The sequence below is a fragment of the Enterococcus sp. LJL51 genome, assembly GCF_054871795.1.
On sequence record NZ_JBTXLW010000010.1, the window covers coordinates 62,175 to 83,975 of the forward strand.

A 21,801-nucleotide genomic window follows, 5' to 3' on the forward strand; every position below is an offset into this window, starting at 1 on the left:
GGAAATAATATATGTATACAGTTAGAAAAGTAACAGAAGATTTATACTGGGTCGGTGGCGATGATCTCCGCTTGGAATTATTTGAAAATATGCATCCAATCCCTCGTGGTGTTTCTTATAACTCTTATCTGCTATTAGATGAAAAAACAGTGTTATTTGATGCCGTAGACTGGGAAATCACACAGGATTTCATTCGAAATATTGAATTGGTTCTAAACGGACGACCATTAGATTATCTAATTGTAAACCACATGGAACCCGATCATTGCGGTTCAATCGAAGAATTGATTATTCGTTATCCAAAATTAAAAATTATCAGTTCAGAGAAGTCATTCATGCTAATGCACCAATTCAACTATCATGTAGATGGCCACGAAGATCAGGTCAAAGAAGGAGACACACGTAATTTTGGTAAACATACTGTAACCTTCGTCGCTGCGCCAATGGTTCACTGGCCAGAAGTATTAATGACCTACGATATAACAAGCGGCATTCTATTTTCTGCAGATGCTTTCGGATCATTTGGCGCTCTCGGCGGTACACTTTTCGCTGATGAAGTGAATTTTGACCGTGACTGGATTGATGATGCCCGTCGCTACTATACAAATATTGTTGGTAAGTACGGACCATTTGTACAATCTGCATTGAAAAAAGCAGGAACCATTGATATCAAAATGATTTGTCCGCTGCATGGTCCAGTTTGGCGGAAGGACTTTGGTTATCTACTTGATAAGTATGATAAATGGAGTCGTTATGAGCCGGAAGAAAAAGGGGTCGTTATCATCTTTGGTTCAATGTATGGGAACACTCAATTTGCAGCACAAGCACTAGCTACTCGTTTATGTGATAGAGGCATGACTAATGTGAAGGTCTACGATGTATCTAGCACACATATCTCCTATCTTATTGCAGAAACATTCCGGGCAAGCAACATTGTACTCGCCTGTCCAACCTTTAACTTAGGAATCTATCCGCCGATGAAGAATTATCTCATTGATTTACAGGCGCTGAATGTACAGAATCGAACCTTTACATTGATTGAAAATGGTTCATGGGCGCCAAAATCAGGAGCATTGATGGCTGAATTCTTAGAAGAAGAGCTGAAACGGATGACTGTTATGGATGAAACCTTGAGCATTAACTCTTCGCTGAAGGAAGTCGATGAGCCAGACTTGGATAATATAGTAGAAGCCTTGCTGGAAGCTGTGAAAGAATAAAAATAATTGAAATCAGTCACATTTTCAACTTTCCTTTATTACAAAATGTGACTGACTTTATAATAAAATGCTCAAAAAACAAGGATAAATTCCGCTTAAAAAGTATGATAATTCTTATGAAAAGGAGGATATACTATGAATAATTATGTAACAGCTGAAGAAGCTGTGAAGTGTATCAAGGATGGAGACCGAGTTGTTATCGGTCTCGGATGTGGAGAAGCAACTGCATTAACACGAGAATTTGGGAAAAGAATCCCCGAATTAAAAAATGTTGAAACAGCACAAATGCTGCCGTTGGGAGAAACCGCTTACTGCGCACCTGAAGCAGTTGGTCATGTGCGGCACAACAGCTTGTTTGTCAGCGGAAAAGACCGCAAAGCCGTTTCAGAAGGCCGAGCAGACTACACACCTCGTTTCTTTTCACGAATGCCTTCTTTATTTACTGATGGGAGTCTACCTGCCGATGTTGCTCTCGTTCATGTTAGTAGAGTAGATCAGCACGGTTACGTTAGTTTGGGAATTAGTGTTGATTATATGCTGACTGCAGCCAAAAATGCCAAAATTACCATTGCTCAAATTAATAATAATCTGCCCCGAACACATGGTGATTGTTTTATGCACGTCAGCGAATTTGATTATTTAGTTAAAGAAGACACTCCTATTCAAGAACTTCCTCAAGCAGCTCCAACAAAAGAAGAGCAGGAAATAGGCAAATACTGTGCCAGCCTGATTCAAGATGGAGATACTCTGCAGCTTGGTATCGGCAGCCTTCCTGATGCAGTTTTGGATTGCCTGCATGATAAAAAAGATTTAGGTATTCATAGCGAAATGTTTAGTGATGGTGTTATGAAGCTGGTGAAAAAAGGGGTTATCAACAACAGCAAGAAAACACTCCACCCAGGAAAAATGGTCGCTACATTCCTGATGGGAAGCCGGGAACTGTATGATTTTATTGATGACAATCCTAGTATTCATATGGCACCAGTGGACTATACAAATGATCCAGAAGTTATTGCTAAAAATGATCGTCTGATTTCGATTAACAGCTGTGTCCAAGTCGATTTAACTGGCCAAGTAGCTTCAGAGAGTATTGGTATCACACAAATCTCAGCCGTCGGCGGTCAATTAGATTTTGTCAGAGGAGCCAATATGTCTAAAGGAGGCATCTCTATCATTGCAATGCCTTCTACTACCAGAAATAATACCGTCAGTAAAATTGTTCCATGTCTGGATCAAGGAGCTGTAGTGACCACAGGTAGAAATGATGCTGCAGTCATCATTACCGAGTACGGTATTGCTGATTTGAGAGGCAAATCCATTCGTGAACGCAGTCGTGCACTAATTGAGATTGCTCACCCTAATTTCCGGGAGGAGTTACAGAAAGAATGGGAAAACCGCTATCACATGACATGGTAATGATATGACGGTACAAAATAATCTATGATTCAAGGAAGGTGGATTTATTTGGAAACTGAAATTGTATTAGCAGGTGCAGTGAGAACTGCTATTGGAAAATACGGAGGAGCTTTAGCTAATACCTCTGTAGTAGATCTTGGTGCTATCGTTATAAAAGAAGCAATCAAAAGAGCAGGAATTGCTCCTGACCAAGTAGATGAAGTCAGCATGGGTGCTGTATTGCAGGCCGGCATGGGACAAAATATTGCCCGGCAGGCAGCAATCAAAGCAGGATTGCCCGTAGAAGTACCTGCTCAAACATTAAATATCTTATGCGGCAGCGGTCTGAAGAGCGTCAACATGGCAGCAGCTATGATTGCAGCCGGGGAAGCAGACATTATCGTCGCCGGCGGGATGGAAAATATGTCAGCAGCAGCTTATGCATTAAAAAATGCACGTTTTGGCTACCGCATGGGTAATGGCGAAATGATTGACACGATGATTAATGATGGCTTGACAGATGCTTTCAATCATTACCATATGGGAATTACCGCTGAAAATGTGGCTGAGAAATATCACATTACCCGGGAAGAGCAGGATGCTTTTGCAGCAGAAAGTCAGCAAAAAGCGGAAAAAGCGATTGCTGAAGGACGCTTTAAAGATGAAATCGTTCCAGTTCCAATAAAGGTAAAAAGAGAAACAGTCATGTTTGAACAAGATGAATTTCCCCGCAGCGGCATCACTGCTGAAGGCCTTAGCAAAATGAGACCGGCCTTTAAACAAGATGGTGGAACTGTTACAGCTGCAAATGCTTCTGGAATCAACGATGGAGCTGCCGCGGTTGTGGTAATGAGTGCAAAAAAAGCGAAAGAGCTTGGTGTAAAACCAATGGCTCGCTGGGTCGTGGGAGCTAGCGCCGGCGTAGATCCTGCAATCATGGGAATTGGCCCTGTTGAAAGTACCGAAAAAGCCTTAGCAAAATCAGGCTTGACCATCGAACAAATGGACTTAATCGAAGCAAATGAAGCCTTTGCTGCTCAAGCACTAGCTGTTGGAAATGAGTTAAACTGGAATGCTGAACGTGTAAACGTCAATGGCGGAGCTATCGCATTAGGTCATCCAATCGGTGCTTCAGGTGCCCGGATATTGGTTACCCTGCTTCACGAAATGGAGAAGCAGCAGTCCCGCTACGGTCTTGCTACGCTTTGTGTCGGCGGCGGTATGGGGATTAGTACAATTGTAGAGAGGATGTAGACGATGCAGTATTTAAACTACGAGGTACAAAATGAAATTGGACTGCTAACAATTAATCGTCCTAATGCTCTAAATGCCTTAAACAGCCAAGTCATAGCTGAACTTTCAGAGCAGGTAAAGGAAATAGCTGATTCTTCCCTACGCTGTCTGGTTATTACAGGAGCTGGCTCTAAAGCCTTCGTTGCAGGTGCAGATATTGCTGAAATGAAGGATTTAGCTGCTCAACAAGCACAGGATTTTTCAGAGGAAGGCAATCAGGTGATGAAGCAAATAGAGGCGCTGCCAATGCCAGTTATTGCAGCGGTCAATGGCTATGCACTGGGCGGCGGCTGTGAGCTAGCATTAAGCTGTGATTTACGAATCTGCTCAGAAAACGCAGTTTTCGGTCTGCCAGAGGTGGGATTGGGTATTTTACCAGGTTATGGAGGTATACAACGCCTAGTCCGCGTAGCCGGCTTGTCTCAAGCAATGGAAATGGCCTTCACAGCCCGCAATATCATAGCAGGCGAAGCCTTATCTATTGGATTAGTCAGTCAGGTTATTCCTGCTGAAGAATTAATGGAAAAAGTGATGAAAATGGCAGAAAGAATTGCTGCCAACGCACCAGCTGGTGTAAGAGCTGTAAAAAAAGTGGCACAGGCAAGCATTGGTTTATCTATCGAAGATACTTATCTTTTAGAAAGCGAACTATTCGGCAAGTGTTTCTTGACAGCCGATCAAGAAGAAGGTATGAGCGCCTTTCTTGAAAAGCGAAAACATGCACCCTACACCGGTCAAAAGAAAATGTAATAAGTGCTGTGGCGGGTGCAAAAACAGACTCCTAAGAACAAGTTAAAAGGGCACAGCACTAGTCTGAGACTATATGTACATTCCCTTATAGATAAAAAACAAAGCAGATATTTTATCAGAGTAAGTAGCTAAAAAATGGTTTAGATTTACTGTTTCACAGCAATTTTGTCTAGGAGTATCACATGCTTCTATAAAAGATCTGTCGCATTGTCTCAAAACTATTGGCAGGATTATTGAAGCTCCTATTCTATTTTTTGAGAAAACACGTATATCTTAACCTCATAAGGAGGACAACTATGAAGATTGCCGTAATAGGCGCAGGAACAATGGGAGCTGGTATTGCCCAGGCCTTCGCCATTAATCCAGAGTATGAAGTATTATTATGTGATATAAAACCCGAATGGGCTGAAAATGGAAAACAAAAAATTGAAAGTAATTTAAACAGGCTTGTTAAAAAAGGAAAAATAACTCAAACAGAGCTAACAGATATTTTGAACCGCATTAACACTGGCAGTTCTAAAGATGCTGCTGACTTCGATTTAATTGTCGAAGCTGCAGTAGAAAAAATGAATTTGAAAAAAGAAATCTTCAAAGAACTTGATGAGCTTTGTAAACCTGAAACAATTTTTACAACAAACACATCTTCGTTATCTGTAACAGAATTATCTAACGACTTAACACGCCCTGTGATTGGTATGCATTTTTTCAATCCAGCACCAGTAATGAAGCTAGTAGAAGTTGTTTCCGGTCTGACAACTCCAAAAGAGCTAGTAGACAAAATTGCAGCGATTTCAGAAGCTATTGGAAAAACACCTGTCATCGTTGAAGACTCTGCCGGCTTTGTTGTGAATCGCTTGTTAGTTCCCTCGATAAATGAAGCAATCGGTATTTATGCAGAGAAAGTAGCTAGTGCTGAAGACATCGATACAGCAATGAAGCTAGGCGCAAATCATCCAATGGGACCATTAGCTTTGGGAGATTTGATTGGTTTGGATGTTTGTTTGGCAATCATGGAGGTCTTGTATAGTGAGATGGGGGATTCAAAATACAGACCTCACCCACTATTGCGGAAAATGGTCCGCGGCAATCAATTGGGACGTAAAACTGGAAAAGGATTTTTTGACTATTCAAGATAAAAAGAAGTAAGTGGGTTATATATTTTCAATTTGAGCAGAGCCTATAGCTGAGAATTTGTATTGGCTCTGCTCATTCATTTGCAGCAGCATGCTTATTTCAAAAAAAAAGGGCGCTGTCACCTCAGTATTGAAACAATTACTTATCGTTAACTAGAGGCTTAGTCAGCATTCCATGCATTTTCATCCCTTTGTTATAATTTTTATTTATAGTTGTTATTAATTTTCATGATTAGACAGAACAACAATCCCTTTTTACAATATAATTGAAAGCGCTTCAAAAAAATAATGGTTGGAGGAAAAGAAATGGAGACAAAAAAGAATAGATGGGCCATTTTGGTCGCAGCTATTGTTATCAATATGTCCTTAGGGGCAGGTTATGCATGGTCTGTTTTTCAAGCAGCACTACTGGAAGTCAACACAGATTGGGCCTTAAGTCAGACGTCTTTGGCTTTTAGCATATCCTTCGCGATGGTACCAGTAGGCATGATTATTTGTGGTCCGATTATTGATAAGCATGGCGGGAAAAAGATTGTTCTGCTGTCCGGTCTGTTATTTGGTATCGGAATGTTTGCAACAGGATTCGTCAACAGTATCCCTATGTTGTATCTCACCTATGGCTTAATTTTAGGGTTAGGAATTGGTGCAGGCTATGGTACAGCAACCTCACTGACAGTTAAATGGTTTCCTGATAAGAAAGGCTTAGCCGGAGGTTTGACAGCTGCTGGATTTGGTTCAGGATCGATTATTCTGGCACCTATTGCTACGAGTATGATTAACTCTGTCGGCATCCACACAACCTTCAAAATTCTTGGCGGTGTTTTACTGGTTGTCATCTGTACTGCTTCATTCTGGATGTCTAAACCAGCTACATTGACTAATACAGCTGCCGTTCAGAGCACCAACACTGATAAAAATTATAAAGAGATGTTAAAAGAATCAAATTTTTGGCTGCTTTGGGTTGTTTATACATTTGCAGCAACAAGCGGAATGATGATTATTGGACATGCAGCTAGTTTAGCTGAGTACTATTCATTGGGCACTGGAACAGTTATTGTTATGATTGTTGGATTATCCAATACCCTAGGACGGATTATCTGGGGAGCCGTTTCTGATAGGTTAGGAAGATATCTTACTGTATTGCTGATGTTTATCGTTTCTGCTGCCGGATTGCTTCTATTAAACTTTAATGAAATTCTTGGCGCAGCGGCGGGAATCATCGGATTAATATTCATCCCTTCTTCCTTCGGCGGCTTCTTAGGATCCTTCCCAGGAATCACAGCTGAAAACTGGGGCGCATCGAAAGCTGCAGCTAATTACGGCTGGATGTTTACTGCTTACGGCATCGCCTCAATTATGGGTCCATCCATCGCCTCACGCATACGTGAAGCCAGCGGATCTTATTCAATGGCACTAATCATCGCTATGGTTATGGCGGTAATCGGTGCATTACTTATTCTATGGTTTATGGCCAAGAAAAAAGCGGCGGCTGCTAAAGAAGAAGCATAAACTACTTAATCTATATGAAAACAATCAAAGAGAGGCAATGCTTAGCAAAAATCTGAGCATTGCCTCTCTTTTTGAATAAACTTCTTTCATTACCAAAGGATTACGGCTGTACTTTCGCTATCTTCCCTTGTTCGATATAAACCATTAAAATACTTACATCTGCTGGATTTACGCCGCTGATTCGACTTGCCTGAGCAATTGTTTCCGGTTGAATCTTCTGCAGCTTCTGTCTAGCTTCTGTTGCCAGTCCATTGATTGCTTCATAGTCAATATTCTCCGGAATGCGTTTTGCTTCCATACGCTTCAGCTTATCAACTTTTTCCATGGCTTTTTTGATATAGCCTTCATATTTAATCTGAATTTCTACCTGTTCAATCACCTTATCAGCTAAAATTTCTTCGCTTTCCGGAATAAATTGCAGAACCTCACGGTAAGACATTTCAGGACGCTTCAGAAAATCTCCGGCAAGAACACCGTCTTTCAACGGAACAGAGCCTTTTCTCTCAAGAAAAGCCTGCACTTCAGCCGTTGGCTTCACTCGGACTGTATTCAGTCGTTTAATCTCATTTTCAACTGCCTCTTTCTTTATCAGATAGCTTTGATACTGCTCCTCTTTTACCAATCCTATTTCATGTCCCTTTTCAGTCAGACGCAAATCTGCATTATCATGACGCAAAATTAAACGATACTCTGCCCGTGAAGTTAATAACCGATAAGGCTCATTCGTTCCTTTTGTCACCAAATCATCAATCATCACACCGATGTAGCCATCACTGCGCTTCATAACAAATGGCTCTTGTCCTTGAACCTTTAAGGCCGCATTAATTCCGGCAATTAGTCCTTGACCCGCTGCTTCTTCATAGCCGCTGGTTCCATTTGTCTGTCCAGCTGTATAAAGATTTTCAATCACCTTTGTTTCCAATGTCGGCCGCAGCTGATGAGGAACAACCACATCATACTCAATAGCATAGCCAGTCCGCATCATTTCAGCCTTTTCCAAACCGGCAATTGAATGTAATACATCTGTTTGAACATCCTCCGGCATAGACGTTGAAAGACCTTGAACGTAAACTTCTTCAGTATTTGCACCCTCTGGTTCTAAGAACAGCTGATGGCGGGGCTTATCAGAAAAACGAACAATTTTATCCTCAATTGATGGGCAATAACGAGCCCCGACACCCTCGACAATTCCGGTAAACATTGGGGCACGATGAAGATTATTTTGAATAATTTCATGCGTTTTTTCATTTGTGTAAGTCAACCAGCAGGATAACTGCTCTGTATTGTAGGAACTATCCGGCGTGCTAAAGCTGAAATGATTCGGCGCTTCATCTCCCGGCTGTTCTTCCGTTACACTGTAATTAATACTACTTGATTTCACGCGCGGAGGAGTACCCGTTTTAAAGCGGGCAATTTCCAGTCCTAACTCTTTCAAATGATTCGCCAAACCAATAGAAGGCAGTGAATTATTCGGTCCGGAAGAATACTTCAGTTCACCAATGATGATTTCTCCTCTAAGAGCTGTACCCGCAGTAATAATCACCGTTTTACTCAGATATCTGGCGCCTGTTGACGTGACTACACCCTTACAAACACCCTCTTCAACGATTAAGCTTTCCACTACACTTTGACGCAGCGTTAAATTTTCAGTCTGTTCAATCGTGTGCTTCATTTCTGTTGCATAGGCATGCTTATCCGCCTGTGCACGCAGCGCACGGACAGCTGGACCTTTGCCTGTGTTCAGCATCCGCATTTGAATATAGGTTTTATCTATATTGCGTCCCATTTCACCGCCCAAAGCATCAATCTCTCTCACGACCACACCCTTCGCCGGTCCTCCGACAGAAGGATTACATGGCATAAAAGCAACCATATCTAAATTTATTGTTAAAAGCATCGTTTTACTTCCCATACGGGCAGCAGCCAAAGCGGCTTCAGAGCCGGCATGTCCAGCTCCTACCACGATAACATCATACATTTCTGCATTAAATTGATTCATTCGTCATTATTCTTCCCTTCTATTTCCCCAAGCAAAACTGACTAAACAGCTGAGTGATTAATTCATCCTGCACGCTATCACCAACAATTTCTCCCAGATAGTCCCAACAGCGGGTCATATCTATTTGAACTAAATCCACAGGCATTCCTGATTGAATCCCCCGAATTACCTCATCCAAAGACAGGGCTGCCTGATCCAGCAAAGCTATGTGACGAGTGTTAGATACATAGGTTGCATCCTTTTCACCTGTCACGCCGCCAAAAAACAAATCAGCAATCTTTAGCTCCAGCTGTTCCATGCCTGTATTAGATAATACCGACACAGGTAAAATCTCTTCTTCGGCTACCAGCTCTTTCAGAGCTGCTCTATCCAGCTTCGTTTCAAGATCCATCTTATTCAACAGGATGATGCGCTTCAGCCCGTCAGTCGCCTCTAAAAGCTGTCTATCCTCTTCTGACAGTGATTCATTCTGATTCAAAACCAGCAAAATTAAATCTGATTCTGCCAATGCCTTTCGACTGCGCTCTACGCCAATTCGCTCTACAATGTCTTCTGTTTCCCGAATCCCGGCTGTATCAATCAGTTTCAAAGGAACCCCTCTGACATTCACATATTCTTCTATAACATCTCGGGTTGTTCCTGCAATATCAGTAACAATCGCCTTTTCCTCTTTCAATAAATGATTCAGCAGACTTGATTTCCCGACATTAGGACGGCCAATGATAGCGGTACTCAACCCTTCTCTCAGTATTTTTCCTTGCTTGGCAGTAGTCAGCAAAGCTTCAATTTGTGTTTTTACAAATTCCGCTTTTTCCAACAAAAGCTTCGTCGTCAGCTCTTCTACATCATCATATTCAGGATAATCAATATTTACCTCGACCTGTGCTAATGTTTCTAGGATTTCCTGACGCAGCGAACGGATTAAAGCTGAAAGATTACCATCCAGCTGATGTAGTGCAACCTGCATCGCTTTATCTGTTTTTGCTCTGATTAAATCCATCACAGCTTCTGCCTGAGACAAATCCATACGGCCATTTAGAAAAGCACGTTTGGTGAATTCTCCAGGCTCAGCTAAACGGGCTCCTTCCCGCAACAACAGCTGCAGCAGCTGATTAACCACCACAATACCGCCATGACAATTGATTTCTACCACGTCTTCCCGGGTAAAGGTCTTTGGAGCTTTCATGACAGAAACCATTACCTCATCCAATAGCTCATCAGATTTCGGATCTACAATATGCCCGTAATGAATCGTATGGGACGGAACATCCTTCAATGTTTTATTGCCGGAGCGATACACGCGGTCAGCCACAGCTAACGCCTCATCTCCACTTAAACGGACAATACTGATCGCCCCTTCTCCCGGCGGCGTAGAAATCGCTGCAATTGTATCAAATTCCAAGGTAATTTGCTGCATCATCGTCTTCCTTTCTTTCTACCACACTTACTACTCTATGTATTTTAAACTACAAAAAAAGCGCCCACTCCACCCTTGTAAGTTCAAGGCTGGATTTAGCACTTTGACTGCTTTATTCCATTGCTTTTTACTGGAAATAGGATAGCATAATTTCAATGATTTAGCAACTTACTACAAATAGATTTCTGAACATAACTAAAATATCCAAACTCTTCTTTGAAATCCGAATAGAGGTTGAAACTGGAGCACAAGCCACTGTACTTAACTGCACCGTGCAGCCGCCGAAGTAACTTTTTCAGAAATAAACGAATACCCTTTGGAGATTATCTAACTTTGAATAATAACAAAACAACTTAAAGTAACTTACATTTTTATTTTTTCTCATCTCAAGAAATCCTTTCTTGATTGGTGAACTGGACTACAAGGGATAAACAAATATTTATCAGTACCTATTTGATTCTCAAGGTTTAAAACTTCTATCTCACTCTTTCTGTATTTTTTTCAACAGGCTTGTTAATACTTAATTATTTATGAAACCTGTGTTGTTTTATAAAATTATTTATCAGAAAGCAAGAATTTCTTTTAGGTTATTGGTGTAATAACTTTAAGTATCTATTTACTTTGCTTTTCTCCTCTTTAATCATTACAATAGAGATGTAGAAAGATTAGGAGGTCATCACTATGTCCCATAAAAACAGAGAAAACTTTGAACAAATGACTGAACGAATGAACAGCATTACCTTATCTACAGGAAACGTAAATAAAAAATATATCCTGCGTGATATCATCTTCGCGACAGACCGGGTAGAAGCAGATTTGTTTGCTTCGGATGCAGAACCAAATACTATTTTTAAAAATGTTTGCCAGAAGCTCAAGCAAATGGCTTTTGAATATGAAGCAGATGCTGTAATCAACTGCCACTTTGAAGAGAAATTCGTTGATCAGGGTGATCACAAGTATATAGAAATTTTTGCTTACGGTACTGTTGTTCAATTCACTCAAACAACTATTGGCTAAAATAAAAAAGCAGAAGAACTGACAAATCAGTTCCTCTGCTTTTTATTCTACCCGTAAAAAAACCTGATTCTGGGAAGAATCAGGCTGGGAGAAGCGTTGCCGCTTCAACTACTTTATCATCGCATTGTCTACGCTGATAAGAATGATTTCGTATTAAAATATACTTTTTTTATACCCTCTTGTCAATGCCTTTCAGTAAAAACCTTGATACATAAGCATTTCCAATTCAATTCTTTCATCCACAAAAACCATATAATTTTCTATTCTCATCGCAAAAAGCAAAACTATCAAGAATGCTGATATTACTGCTTTTTTACGATTATGTATGCCGTTCATGGAATTATAATAAAATATAGTTAGCGGGTCTCCTTTTATCAATCTCATTTAAAAGAAGCACCTATCTTTTCTTTGATAATACATAAGAGTAACCTCTTCCTTAACTTTCAATATGGCTTTTTAATCATTTTATTTATTTCAATTTTCTGCTATAGACGAGCTTTTCAATAAAGAGTATATTAGATAAAAAATGAAGCTAAGGAGCTGTTTGAGTATGAAAACTATTGATATGCATTGTGATACGATTATGAGAATTTATCAATCTCCATCTTCTGAGACAAATGATTGTTTAAAGAAAAGTTCTTTTCAAATAGACAGAGACAAATTGATTGCTGGCGATTACCTACTGCAGAACTTCGCTTTATTTATCGATAAAGAAGAAATTGCGGATCCGTACACAGTCTGCAAAGAAATGGCTGCCTGCTTTTATACCGAAATGGAGAAAAATCAAGATTGGATACGTCCAGTCACAACGTATCAGGAAATCATAGCAAATCAAAATGATAAAAAAATAAGTGCACTCCTTACAATGGAAGAGGGTGCACCTACACATGGAGAGTTAGCAAAGCTTGATGAATTCTACCAGCTAGGCGTACGAATGATGACATTAACCTGGAATTATCCAAATGAAATTGGCTTTCCAAATGCTGCTTTCTTTGACCAAAAGATAAATACTTTGCTGTCTGATCAGCAGGGCTTGACGACTCAAGGCATTCCTTTTGTTCAGCGAATGGAAGCGCTGGGTATGATTATCGATGTTTCCCACGGATCAGATCAGTTGGTAGAGGACGTTTTAACTTATACACAGGCTCCTTTTGTAGCTAGCCATTCAAATGCTCGAGCTGTTTGTCCTCATTACCGCAACTTACCAGATAACTTAATTAAAAAAATAGCTGAACGCGGGGGAGTAATTGGCATTAATTATTTTGATCAATTCCTTATCCATGGAAATCACTCTCTTTTCGAAGCGTTTGTTGCTCACGTCAATCACCTGCGAAACATTGGCGGTATTGAATGTATTGGATTAGGCTCAGATTTTGACGGTATTATCCCGTCACAAGAGCTGCCTGATGCTTCGGCAGTAAATAGGTTATATGATGTCTTGAAGCGCACCGGATATTCAGCTGCAGAACTGGATAAAATTTTTACAGAAAATGTACTTCGTCTATACAAAGATTGTCTCCGGTCATAAAAAAATCTTTTCCTGATAGCCAAGGCGGATGACTAACTTATTTTGTTTTCTCAAACTGATGGTTTATTGCATTTTAAACAAGCACCTAAAAAGATTTTTTTCATAAATTACTTCAAGGTATTCATAATTGTTTGTTTAATATTCTCGATATAAGTGGAAATATCTGTGTTATTGGACTGAATATATATGAAAAGAACTGTTCCCCAAAGAAGCAGATTAATTAGTATTAACGTTGAAATAATCCGTTTGTTTCTTGCAGAAATATAAGCTTTTCGCCATTTGGGTTCATTTCGGCGTTTTTTTAGAAATTCATATGTATGATAGGCCATAAGATTATCCCTCTCTCTCAAAACACATTTACTAATTCATAATTTTTTTGCTTTTCATTGCATCACTTCTATATCAACCATTTTATAATACACAACAGCCATTTAGCATACTTTCCATTCTTTTTATAAAATATTTTTCATATAAATATATAATTATCTTAAGCTTATGATGCAAGTCTTTCTTTAGTTAGTAGTAAATAATTGCTTAACGATTTTATTACTGTAATAAAAAAAACAGACAGCCTGCACTTAATTTGCAAGCTGTCTATTTTTTAGTAATATTTCTTCGCTGGTTCTACAACCAGATAACGATAAGGCTCATCACCTTCAGAATGGGTTTTAATGTACTCATCTTTACTTAAAGCAAAGTGAATCTGTTTTCTTTCAAACGCAGGCATCGGCTCTAAAAATACCGGCTGACCTGTACGTTTGACCTTGTCAGCAGTTCGTTCTGCTAGACGCTTCAGAATTGCCTGACGCTTCTCCCGATAATCTCCTACATTAACTACAACAGAAAGTTTTCCTACAGCTGTACGGTGAATAAAGACCTGCGCCAGATATTGCATAGCATTTAGTACCTTACCATGCTTTCCAATAAGAATACCTTGTTTATTCGTATCTAAATGGAAAATCACACTGTCAGATGTACGTTCTAAACGAACCAGTGCTGGTGCATTCAGTTCTTTAGATATATTGGTCAAATACAAAGCAAGCTCTGTGATTGCTTCCTCATCACCAAGATTTTCCAGCTCTTCCACAGCTTTTTCCGATGTAGCTGCTTGGACTGATTCTGTTTGTTCCTGTTTAACCGCCTCGTCGGCAACAACAATATCCTCGACTGTTTCTTCCACAGCTTCTGATATCTCCTCACTGATTGTCGGCTCAATCGAAACCTGTGCCTGTTTCTTACCTAAACCAAGAAACCCTTTCTTTGCTTCTGACAAAACAGTGATTTCAACAGCATCCTTTGTCAGCTGCAGAGCATTCAGCCCTTTACTTGTTGCTTCTTCTACAGTATTACCTTCATAAACCGGCATTTCAAAACCTCCCTTGTTTATCGCTTTTTATTTCTCTTTTTCTTAGGATTTTTTGCTTTTTCCAGTGCTTTTTCCAGTTGTTTCTGCTGATTAATTTTTGCTTCCCGTTCAGCTTTGATCTTAAACGGATTGTTGATTAGTAATGTTTGGACTACTGAGAAGGCATTTGAAATCACCCAGTATAATGATAAACCACTGGCCAGATTCAGACCCATCATGAAGATCATTACCGGCATCACATAGTTCATTATTTTTAAGGAAGCATTTGATTCAATTTGACTCATACTTGTCAAATAGCTACTTGCAAAAGTAAACGCTGCTGCCAAAATCGGCAGAATAAGATATGGGTCAGGCGAAGCCAGATTTAGCCATAAAAAGCTGCCTTCACGTAATTCTGGAACACGTGAAATGGATTGATAAAGTGCCATCATAATCGGCATTTGAACGAGTAAAGGTAAACAGCCGGCGTATGGATTTACACCATTTTCAGCGTATAGACGCTGCTGCTCCTCTCGGAATATCCGTTGAGTTTCCTGATCTTTAGAAGCATATTTTTCTTGAAGAGCTTTCAGCTGAGGCTGCAGCTCCTGTGTTTTCCGCGTACTTTTTGTCTGAAAGTGCATCAGCGGCAGTAAAATGACACGGATAACCAGAGTGAACAGAATAATACCAATCCCTGTATTTCCCGAAACAGATAAGAACTTAATAGCTTCGGCAAAATAATAAACGATATATCGTTCCCAAATTCCCGTACTGCTTTCACTAATTGGTGCTGTACCACAGGCTGACAAAACAAAAACCAATGAGACTAAACCAGCCATTAATAATAGGCGCTTATACTTTTTCACAAATCTATTCCTCACTTACTTTCAAAATTTTTGCAAGATTTAATGCATGTGTCAAGTTCTTCAAAACCTCTTCAGATGTCAGCTCCTGAACACCCGGCCGGGCTATGACGATAAAATCACATGTTTCATCAATTTGATCTTTTAATGTATACAGTGCTGTCCGTATCTTTCGCTTTACAGCATTTCGAGTCACGGCATTTCCAATTTTCTTTCCTACTGAAATACCTACACGAAAATGTTGCTGCTCTTTTTTCAGCACATATATAACAAATCTACGATTTGCACAGGACTGTTTATTCAAAAATACCTGCTGAAATTCTTTTTCTTTTTTTACTCTGTAGGACTTCTTCATCTGCATCCCTTGTTTCTATATTGGTTTTACTGCCTATATAAATCCTGAAAGTTTCCAGGTCCGTATCTTCAGTGGGCTTTATATAATGATAGCATACTCTTAAAAAATTTTTCACAGTTTCTTATTTATTGAAGAACAAAGAATTCTTATGACTTCAACTCTATATATTATCATTGTTGCACTTTTTTTTCATCAGTTATTTTGTTCTGTATGATTCTATTACAGCCTCTCTGACAGAAAATCTCCTTTTACCTAAACAGAAACATCCAGCTGTCAGCATTTCCACCTCATACAGCAGCATTACAACTAGATACTTTCCCTTAGACTAACTGTTTTAAAATACACATTTTTCATACGGATAAACTTGGAAAACATTCCACCAGTTTGTTTCTTTAATAAAATTTATACCGCTAAAACTTTTAAAAAGAACCCTTTATTATTTATACATCAACTGTGTTGTATAGATAATAAAGGGTTCTTATTTATAAGCGTTATAAAAGTTGATTTGTACTGCGTTTACGCTGAAATTACTTTTCTACCTTTACGACGTCTGCTTGCTAACACACGACGACCGTTTTTAGTACTCATGCGTTTACGAAATCCATGAACTTTTTGACGTTTACGTTTATTTGGTTGATATGTTCTTTTCATTAATTCCACCTCCTGAACTACCATCTATCCAATTAAGATATAGACATACTTTGATAGTATAACGAATTGCCCCTTGATTTGTCAATAAAACTCCAGGAAATAATTCTGTTTTTTTCTATAAAGTTATCCACATTTTTTTATTGCCAGTGGATATTTTGTGGATATCCTTTTTATTGATTTCTTTTCTCTTTGATTTTTCCACTTGTTTTACACAAAAAAACAGCCTGTAAAAAAGATATGCACACCCCATTTATTTTTTGTGGATAATATAAAAAAAGCCAATTATATCAAGACCTTTTATCCTTATCGGCTTGTGGATAACTATGAACAATCCCACTTATCCCCGATTCCTATTCTTCTTGTGGATAAGTTTTTCTCTATTTGTTGATTTATTTTCCACAATATTGATTTGCCTGTGGAAAAACTCTTCAAAAAATGCTAAAATCTAATTTGCGAATCAATAATGAGATAAGACTTTTCATATTCATTTACAAGGAGGTCTCACAATGCCAGATGTGGAAAGTTTCTGGAAAAATTTAGAAACAGCTTATCAGTCCGTTTTGTCTGCGCCTAGCTTTGATGCCTGGATTAAAACAACCAACCCGTTAAAGCTGGAGAACAGTCAACTGTGGCTGGAGGTCCCTTCTGCCGTCCACAGAGATTACTGGGAGAAAAATTTAGCAGCAAAAATTGTCGAAATCGGCTTTCAGATGACTGGAAGCGAAATTATTCCTCATTTTGTTGTTAGTGGAGAGCATGCTGCCGCTGCAGAACCCGAACGAGAGCAGCCGGAGCCTCGGGAGATTCTTGATCATTCCAAGAAAACCATGTTAAATCCCAAGTATTCTTTTGATACCTTTGTTATCGGTAAAGGAAATCAGATGGCCCATGCAGCGGCACTGGTCGTCGCAGAAGATCCTGGTTCTATCTATAACCCGTTATTCTTTTATGGAGGCGTTGGTCTAGGTAAAACCCATCTAATGCACGCTATTGGGCATCAAATGCTGCAAAGCCGGCCTAATGCAAAAATTAAATACGTCAGCAGTGAAACATTCACCAATGAGTTCATCACATCTATTCAAACGAAAAAGTCTGAAGAATTTCGAAACGAATATCGAAATGTTGATTTACTTCTAGTAGATGATATTCAGTTTCTTGCTGAAAAAGAAGCAACACTGGAAGAATTTTTCCATACCTTCAATGATCTTTATAATGAAAATAAGCAAATTGTGCTGACCAGCGACCGTCCGCCCAATGATATTCCAAAATTACCTGAACGACTTGTTTCCCGCTTTGCATGGGGACTTTCTGTAGACATCACTCCTCCTGATTTGGAAACGAGAATTGCTATTCTACGCAAAAAGGCGGATGCAGAACGACTTGAAATTCCTGATGATACATTAAGCTATATTGCTGGACAGATTGATTCTAATATCCGGGAATTAGAAGGCGCACTAGTGCGTGTTCAAGCTTATGCAACTATCAACGGTCAAGATATTACAACAAGCTTAGCTGCAGACGCTTTAAAATCACTAAAAGCTGTCGGCAGTAAGAACGATCTTTCTATCTTGCAAATTCAAGAAGAGGTAGCGAAATATTATCATATCCACCTGAAAGATTTAAAAGGTAAGAAGAGAGTAAAAACAATTGTTGTTCCTAGACAGATTTCTATGTATCTCTCAAGAGAACTGACAGACAGCTCGTTACCAAAAATTGGTGCAGAATTTGGCGGCAAGGATCATACAACAGTCATTCATGCCCATGAAAAGATTCAGCAGCTGATGGAAAATGATCCGACGATTCAAAAAGAAGTCAGCGAAATTAAAAATCTGCTGAATTCTTAATGTGGATAAGTTTTCAAGTTTCTAAAAAGTTATCCACAAATTATCCACAGGGTAAAGTTCTTGTACTTCCTGCACTTTCCTACTTTTCCACAAGATTAACAGGCCCTACTACTTTTATTATCTTTTAATATATAATATAAAAGTAAAGGAAGCCTGCCAGGTTATCAAATTTTAAATTCAAAGGAGTGTCTACACGAATGAAGCTAACGATTAAACGCAGTATGTTTTTACAAGAACTGCAAACTGTTCAACGAGCGATTTCATCTAAAACGACTATTCCCATCTTAACAGGTGTTAAAATCGTATTAACAGAGGAAGGCTTATCATTAACAGGCAGCAATGCGGATATTTCCATAGAAAGTTTTTTAAGTGTGGAAGATGAAAAAGCACAAATGACCATTGAAAAAACCGGTAGTATTGTTTTACAAGCCCGCTTCTTTGGAGAAATTATTAGAAAACTTCCTGAAGAAACAGTTACATTAGAGGTTTTAGAAAATAATCAGGTCGCAATCACCTCTGGAAAAGCTGATTTTACCGTAAATGGTTTGGATGCAGATAATTATCCACACCTTCCTGTTATCGATGCCAAAAATCAAATTCAGCTGCCGGTTCATCTTTTGACTAAAATTATCAATGAAACCAGCTTTGCTGTTTCGCTACATGAAAGCCGCCCAATTCTGACAGGTGTACATTTTGTCTTGGAAAACCAACAGCTGCTTGCCGTTGCAACGGATTCACATCGCTTAAGTCAACGGATAATTCCAATTGAACAGGCAGCTGAAAATTTCAATATCGTTATTCCAGGAAAAAGCCTTTTAGAGCTTTCCCGTTCATTTACAAATGAAGAGGAAATGGTTGAAATCAGTATCATGGAAAACCAAGTATTGTTTAAAACCAAAACAATGTATTTCTATTCCAGACTACTTGAAGGGAACTACCCGGATACAAACCGTCTGATTCCTACCAGCTTTAACACAGAAGTAGATATTGATGTACCTGAATTTTTGGCAGCAATTGAGCGGGCATCTCTACTATCTCATGAAGGACGTAACAATATTGTGCGCCTATCTGTTTCTTCAGAAGCAGTTACACTTTACGGAAACTCTCCAGAAGTAGGGAAAGTGGAAGAAGAATTAAATTATGAAAAGGTTTCAGGAGACCCTTTGGAGATTTCCTTCAACCCTGATTATATGAAAGCTGCTCTTAGAGCATTTGGCGATACATCAATAACTGTAAAATTCATTTCTCCGATTCGTCCGTTTACGCTAGAACCCACGGAAGCAGATATGAACTTTATTCAACTAATTACACCTGTCCGGACAAATTAACAAACGGCAGAACGAAATCTTCATAACAAAAACTGCGGAATAGCATATACGCTATTCCGCAGTTTTTTCGTAGAGCCATAAGAACAGTTGACCACAGACTGTGAATAAACTAAGAAGTAGAAAAACCAGCTGAAAGTTATCCACAGAAAAAAGCGTCAGTAGGGAGCCGCCAATAATTGGTCCCAAAGTATTGCCAATCCGTACAAGCTCAGCCAAACCAAAATAGAATCCTTTATTATAATCTGTTGAAAAGGCATCAATCTGATAATCAAAATTACTACCTAATAAAATTTCACCGGAGCTATAGCAAATAATCATTAAGAAAAAGGAAAGTTCTTGAGCAGCATAAGGAATTAGCAGCAGACTGAAGCTAAATAACAGGTTGCTAATTTTTAAAAGCTTCATCGGTGATTGTTTTCTTAATAAATAGAGCATGGGAAATTGGAGCAGCATGATTAACAGAGAAGAAAGAGACAGCATCAAGCTGTATTTCTGCTGTCCTAATGCAATCATTGGCTCAGAAATGAAGAATAATGAAACAGTAGACTGAAATTGCGCATAGGCAAAATAGGAAAAAGCGATTCCTGCTAAAAAGATCAAAAAGCTTCGAAACTGTTTCCTATCTTGAGGTAAAGCGAAAATCTTTTTAGTGATTTGCTGCGTTTCTTTCTGAGGATAGGAAGAAAAGATCCAGACATTCAAGCAGCTGAAAATGACATATGCTCCCCCTAGCATGCTGTAAGCTGTAGGAACAGAGATAGAACCTGCCGTCTGAATCAACGGGCCTAGAAAAGCACCTACAGCTAAAAGCCAGTATCTAGTGGTAAAGACGTTTTTTCTATTTTTTAAAGAAGAATTGAAAGATAGAATTTTCTTGACTGCCGATTCATGAATAACATAGCAAATTCCGCTAAATCCGTTTAAAAGAAAAAATAGCGGTACTGTTGATACAGTGGTTAATCCAATAAAAGTCATCCCCCAGACAAATGACACTAGGCATACTATCTGATTTAGCTTGAATTTATCCGATAGATGCCCGCCTATCGGACCAAAAAGCATACTGCACAAAGGATTGACTCCGACAATAAGACTTAATTCCCAGGTAGAGAAATGGAAGGTTTCTGATAAATAAATCATAAGAAACGGAACACTCATAAACATAGCAATCCTGCTGATAAATGTTTCACCAAGAAGAATAGTATTTTGTTTGTTCTTACTAATAATGACAATATTCGCCCCCTTTTTTTCTATGTTATCATGGTAATCATAGACAAAAAAATTGAGGTGAGAATACTCACTATCGAGGTGGGAAAGTGGAACATTACGGAAAAACTATCAGAAAATTGAGACTGGCGCGGAATGTGAGTCAGCAAACGCTTTGCCAAGCAATTATGAGCCGCTCCAATCTTTCACGATTTGAAAATGAAGAATACATCCCGGGATTTGATAAAGTGATTCAGCTATTAAAGAGACTTAATGTTGAAGTTGATGAATTTATCTACATAAACAATAATTATCGGGTAGATTCGTATGAGCAATTATACAGACAGTTAATTTATGCAGAAAATAGAAGAAATAAACAGGAGCTGCTGCAGGTCTCACAGAATATTTGTGGAGAAAAAGAGAATGGTACAAATTTTTTCGAGCTGTATCTCCTATCTCAGTTAGCTCTTCTGGAACATCATCTGCCTGCACATGAGACATTGACAAGCATTACTACAGTGATGAAGCCTGTTTTGTTTCAGACAGAAGACTGGCTATTTGCTGATTTTCGGCGGCTAAATAATTTTTTGCGTATTTTTGAGATAGAAGAAGCTGTCTTTCTCTACCAACGAGCTACAAAAGCATTCAAAAAATATGAGTATTTTACAAGAGAGAATAATGTAGTTATCCATCTAGGCTTAAATCTGGGACAGCTGCTATTGGAAGATGGGGATGCCAGACAGGCGGTTTTCTATTTTGAAGAGGCCAAAGCATACGCTGAGAATAGTAATAAACTATTTCAAAAGCTGACGATTGAGGCTTCTTTGGAGAAAGTTTTAAAAAGCAGCAATAACTCTCACTCATTGGGAAGTTTTGCAGAGCTGTTGACTGTTCTCGAAAAGATGGGTTACACCGATACAGCCGTTGCTTTAAAAAATTATGTAGAATAAC

19 protein-coding genes are annotated in these 21,801 nt (G+C 39.1%); 11 read left to right on the plus strand and 8 right to left on the minus strand.

The features are described 5' to 3' along the window. Nucleotides 1-11 precede the first annotated feature (11 nt). The 6 genes from ACYSNQ_RS10465 (at nt 12) to ACYSNQ_RS10490 (ending at nt 7,297) form a co-directional block, all read left to right on the plus strand. Nucleotides 12-1,217 (plus strand): FprA family A-type flavoprotein, encoded by a 1,206-nt coding sequence (locus tag ACYSNQ_RS10465; RefSeq protein WP_426083121.1) that lies wholly within the window; start codon nt 12-14, stop codon nt 1,215-1,217. A gap of 135 nt (nt 1,218-1,352) precedes the next feature. Then, nucleotides 1,353-2,633 carry an acetyl-CoA hydrolase/transferase family protein gene (locus ACYSNQ_RS10470; protein WP_426083123.1) on the plus strand — a complete coding sequence of 427 codons (1,281 nt, stop codon included), beginning with the start codon at nt 1,353-1,355 and terminating at the stop codon, nt 2,631-2,633. A 48-nt stretch (nt 2,634-2,681) separates the two neighbouring features. Then, the gene (locus ACYSNQ_RS10475; protein ID WP_426083125.1) at nt 2,682-3,866 is read left to right on the plus strand and encodes an acetyl-CoA C-acetyltransferase; all 1,185 of its coding nucleotides are present in this window, start codon (nt 2,682-2,684) and stop codon (nt 3,864-3,866) included. Between the two features lie 3 nt (nt 3,867-3,869). Beyond that, nucleotides 3,870-4,655 (plus strand): enoyl-CoA hydratase/isomerase family protein, encoded by a 786-nt coding sequence (locus tag ACYSNQ_RS10480; protein ID WP_426083127.1) that lies wholly within the window; start codon nt 3,870-3,872, stop codon nt 4,653-4,655. Nucleotides 4,656-4,951: 296 nt separating this feature from the next. Continuing rightward, nucleotides 4,952-5,791: a 3-hydroxyacyl-CoA dehydrogenase NAD-binding domain-containing protein gene (locus ACYSNQ_RS10485; protein WP_426083129.1), complete on the plus strand. Its 840-nt coding sequence runs from the start codon at nt 4,952-4,954 to the stop codon at nt 5,789-5,791. 303 nt (nt 5,792-6,094) lie between these two features. Further along, complete coding sequence (locus ACYSNQ_RS10490) at nt 6,095-7,297, plus strand: L-lactate MFS transporter (protein WP_426083131.1); 1,203 nt, start codon at nt 6,095-6,097, stop codon at nt 7,295-7,297. A 100-nt stretch (nt 7,298-7,397) separates the two neighbouring features. Here ACYSNQ_RS10490 and mnmG read toward each other — a convergent pair whose 3' ends face one another. After that, a complete protein-coding gene (gene mnmG / locus ACYSNQ_RS10495; protein WP_426083133.1) occupies nt 7,398-9,296 on the minus strand; it encodes a tRNA uridine-5-carboxymethylaminomethyl(34) synthesis enzyme MnmG in 1,899 nt (632 codons plus the stop codon). Between the two features lie 19 nt (nt 9,297-9,315). Next, a complete protein-coding gene (mnmE, locus tag ACYSNQ_RS10500) occupies nt 9,316-10,713 on the minus strand; it encodes a tRNA uridine-5-carboxymethylaminomethyl(34) synthesis GTPase MnmE (protein ID WP_426083256.1) in 1,398 nt (465 codons plus the stop codon). Nucleotides 10,714-11,394: 681 nt separating this feature from the next. Here mnmE and ACYSNQ_RS10505 point away from each other — a divergent pair. Then, the gene (locus tag ACYSNQ_RS10505) at nt 11,395-11,730 is read left to right on the plus strand and encodes a heavy metal-binding domain-containing protein (RefSeq protein ID WP_426083135.1); all 336 of its coding nucleotides are present in this window, start codon (nt 11,395-11,397) and stop codon (nt 11,728-11,730) included. A gap of 550 nt (nt 11,731-12,280) precedes the next feature. Further along, nucleotides 12,281-13,258, plus strand: a complete 978-nt coding sequence (locus ACYSNQ_RS10510) for a dipeptidase (protein WP_426083137.1) — start codon at nt 12,281-12,283, stop codon at nt 13,256-13,258. A 107-nt stretch (nt 13,259-13,365) separates the two neighbouring features. On the opposite strand, the gene ACYSNQ_RS10515 is transcribed toward ACYSNQ_RS10510, so the two are convergent. The 5 genes from ACYSNQ_RS10515 to rpmH all read right to left on the minus strand — a co-directional run bounded on the left by ACYSNQ_RS10515 (nt 13,366) and on the right by rpmH (nt 16,475). Next, nucleotides 13,366-13,587, minus strand: a complete 222-nt coding sequence (locus ACYSNQ_RS10515; RefSeq protein WP_426083139.1) for a hypothetical protein — start codon at nt 13,585-13,587, stop codon at nt 13,366-13,368. A gap of 272 nt (nt 13,588-13,859) precedes the next feature. After that, on the minus strand, nt 13,860-14,624 hold the full coding sequence (gene jag, locus ACYSNQ_RS10520; RefSeq protein WP_426083141.1) for an RNA-binding cell elongation regulator Jag/EloR: 765 nt from the start codon (nt 14,622-14,624) through the stop codon (nt 13,860-13,862). Between the two features lie 17 nt (nt 14,625-14,641). Continuing rightward, nucleotides 14,642-15,472 (minus strand): YidC/Oxa1 family membrane protein insertase, encoded by an 831-nt coding sequence (locus ACYSNQ_RS10525; protein WP_426083143.1) that lies wholly within the window; start codon nt 15,470-15,472, stop codon nt 14,642-14,644. Between the two features lie 4 nt (nt 15,473-15,476). Then, nucleotides 15,477-15,824: a ribonuclease P protein component gene (gene rnpA, locus ACYSNQ_RS10530; RefSeq protein WP_426083145.1), complete on the minus strand. Its 348-nt coding sequence runs from the start codon at nt 15,822-15,824 to the stop codon at nt 15,477-15,479. Nucleotides 15,825-16,340: 516 nt separating this feature from the next. Further along, nucleotides 16,341-16,475 (minus strand): 50S ribosomal protein L34, encoded by a 135-nt coding sequence (gene rpmH / locus ACYSNQ_RS10535; protein WP_002356012.1) that lies wholly within the window; start codon nt 16,473-16,475, stop codon nt 16,341-16,343. Nucleotides 16,476-16,981: 506 nt separating this feature from the next. Here rpmH and dnaA point away from each other — a divergent pair. Both dnaA and dnaN read left to right on the plus strand, forming a co-directional pair. Further along, nucleotides 16,982-18,319: a chromosomal replication initiator protein DnaA gene (dnaA, locus tag ACYSNQ_RS10540; RefSeq protein WP_426083148.1), complete on the plus strand. Its 1,338-nt coding sequence runs from the start codon at nt 16,982-16,984 to the stop codon at nt 18,317-18,319. Between the two features lie 197 nt (nt 18,320-18,516). After that, a complete protein-coding gene (dnaN, locus tag ACYSNQ_RS10545) occupies nt 18,517-19,647 on the plus strand; it encodes a DNA polymerase III subunit beta (protein ID WP_426083150.1) in 1,131 nt (376 codons plus the stop codon). A gap of 51 nt (nt 19,648-19,698) precedes the next feature. Here the strand turns inward: dnaN and ACYSNQ_RS10550 are convergent, their stop codons facing one another. Then, the gene (locus ACYSNQ_RS10550; RefSeq protein WP_426083257.1) at nt 19,699-20,898 is read right to left on the minus strand and encodes an MFS transporter; all 1,200 of its coding nucleotides are present in this window, start codon (nt 20,896-20,898) and stop codon (nt 19,699-19,701) included. Between the two features lie 62 nt (nt 20,899-20,960). Here ACYSNQ_RS10550 and ACYSNQ_RS10555 point away from each other — a divergent pair, with 62 nt between their 5' ends. After that, nucleotides 20,961-21,800 carry a helix-turn-helix domain-containing protein gene (locus ACYSNQ_RS10555; RefSeq protein ID WP_426083152.1) on the plus strand — a complete coding sequence of 280 codons (840 nt, stop codon included), beginning with the start codon at nt 20,961-20,963 and terminating at the stop codon, nt 21,798-21,800. Nucleotide 21,801: the final 1 nt, after the last annotated feature.